Genomic DNA, 1,967 nt, shown 5'->3' on the forward strand with positions numbered 1-1,967 from the left:
GACCCCGTCCGGAGGGCTCAGCTGCTGGCCGCGCCGGCCGCCGCCGTCGTCGCCGCGACCGCCGTGATGGCCGCGGTGGAGGCGGCGATGGCGTCGCGGACGGCCTTGGCCGCCCAGTCGCCCTGGGCGATCGCCTTCGCCCGCTTGCGGACCTCGCCGGCGGACAGGCCCGCGTGGTCGACGACCTTGTGGGGCTTGTCGATGGCCGAGAGCAGCGCGACCAGCGCGCCGGTGCGCTCGTCCGGCTCGACGCCCTGGACGAGCACGGCGGTGAGCCGCCGGCGTACGTCCTGCTCGTGGGTCGAGTCGACCGCGGGCCAACGGGTGCGCGGGAACAGGCCCAGCACGCGGTCGTCGCGTCGCTCGACCAGGCCGCGCCCGGCCAGCCGGTCGGCGAGGGCGTCGCGGGTGCCCTTGCCGAGGCGCTCGACGAGGTCCTGGGCGGTGCGCGGCGGCTCCCCGATGACGTCGTACGCCGCGCGGAGGACCGGGTCCGCCGGAGCGGCGCCGGCCACGGCTCGGACCTTCGCGGAGCGCCACAAGCCGGTCTTCTCCTCGACCTCGACGGCGCCGGTGGCCGCGAGCTCCACGAGGAGCGCCCCGCCCAGCACGGTCTGCGGATAGGAGGTGAGCGTGAGCTTGCCGCTCTCGTCGTCGAGCAGCAGGAGGAGCATGTCCTCGGCGATCAGGATCTCCACGCGATCGACGCTACCGCGCCCGCGCCGGCGAACCCGCTCGCCCCCATCTCTAGGATTGCCCCCATGAGTCGTGTCCTGTCCGCCGTCGCCTGGCCGTACGCAAACGGCCCGCGCCACATCGGCCACGTGGCCGGGTTCGGCGTGCCCTCCGACGTCTTCAGTCGGTACATGCGGATGGCGGGCCACGACGTGCTGATGGTCTCCGGCTCCGACGAGCACGGCACCCCGATCCTGATCGCCGCCGACGAGGCGGGCCTCTCGCCGCAGGAGCTCGCCGACAGGAACCACCGGATCATCGCCGAGGACCTCGTCTCGCTCGGCCTCACCTACGACCTCTACACCCGCACCACCGCGCGCAACCACCACGCGGTGGTCCAGGAGCTGTTCCTCGGGGTCTACGAGAACGGCTACTTCGTCGAGCAGACCACGCACGGGGCGATCTCGCCCTCGACGGGCCGCACCCTGCCCGACCGCTACATCGAGGGCACCTGCCCGATCTGCGGGTACGACGGCGCGCGCGGCGACCAGTGCGACAACTGCGGCAACCAGCTCGACCCCGCCGACCTGATCAACCCGGTCTCGAAGATCAACGGCGAGACCCCGGAGTTCATCGAGACCCAGCACATCTTCCTCGACCTCCCGGCCCTGGCCGACGCGCTGGGGGAGTGGCTCGACGAGCGCGAGGCCTCGGGCACGTGGCGGCCGAACGTGATCCGGTTCAGCCAGAACATCCTCAAGGAGATCCGGCCGCGGGCGATGACCCGCGACATCGACTGGGGCATCGCCGTGCCCCTCGACGGCTGGCGGGAGAACCCGACCAAGAAGCTCTACGTGTGGTTCGACGCGGTGATCGGCTACCTGTCGGCATCGATCGAGTGGGCGCGCCGGCTGGGCGACGCGGACCGGTGGCGGGACTGGTGGAACGACCCCGAGGCCCTGTCGTACTACTTCATGGGCAAGGACAACATCACCTTCCACAGCCAGATCTGGCCGGCCGAGCTGCTGGCGTACTCCGGCAAGGGCGCCAAGGGCGGCACGCCGCGGCAGTACGGCGAGCTGAACCTGCCCACCGAGGTCGTCTCCTCGGAGTTCCTCACGATGGAGGGCCGCAAGTTCTCCTCCTCCAAGCGGGTCGTGATCTACGTCCGTGACCTGCTCAGCCGCTACCAGCCCGACGCGTTCCGCTACTTCGTGGCCGCCGCCGGACCGGAGAACCAGGACTCCGACTTCACCTGGTCGGAGTTCGTGCGCCGCACCAACGACGAGCTG

General features: G+C 71.4%; 2 protein-coding genes. One reads left to right on the forward strand and one right to left on the reverse strand.

Translation table 11 applies throughout. From position 1 onward, the window contains the following. Positions 1–17 precede the first annotated feature (17 nt). Positions 18–698, reverse strand: a complete 681-nt coding sequence (locus VGD85_RS00475; RefSeq protein WP_331061482.1) for a GOLPH3/VPS74 family protein — start codon at positions 696–698, stop codon at positions 18–20. Positions 699–761: 63 nt separating this feature from the next. Here VGD85_RS00475 and metG point away from each other — a divergent pair. Continuing rightward, a partial coding sequence (metG, locus tag VGD85_RS00480) for a methionine--tRNA ligase (RefSeq protein ID WP_331061483.1) occupies positions 762–1,967 on the forward strand: 1,206 nt, incomplete at its 3' end.

Source organism: Nocardioides sp., from assembly GCF_036401255.1.
In the GTDB taxonomy this organism is placed as follows: domain Bacteria; phylum Actinomycetota; class Actinomycetes; order Propionibacteriales; family Nocardioidaceae; genus Nocardioides.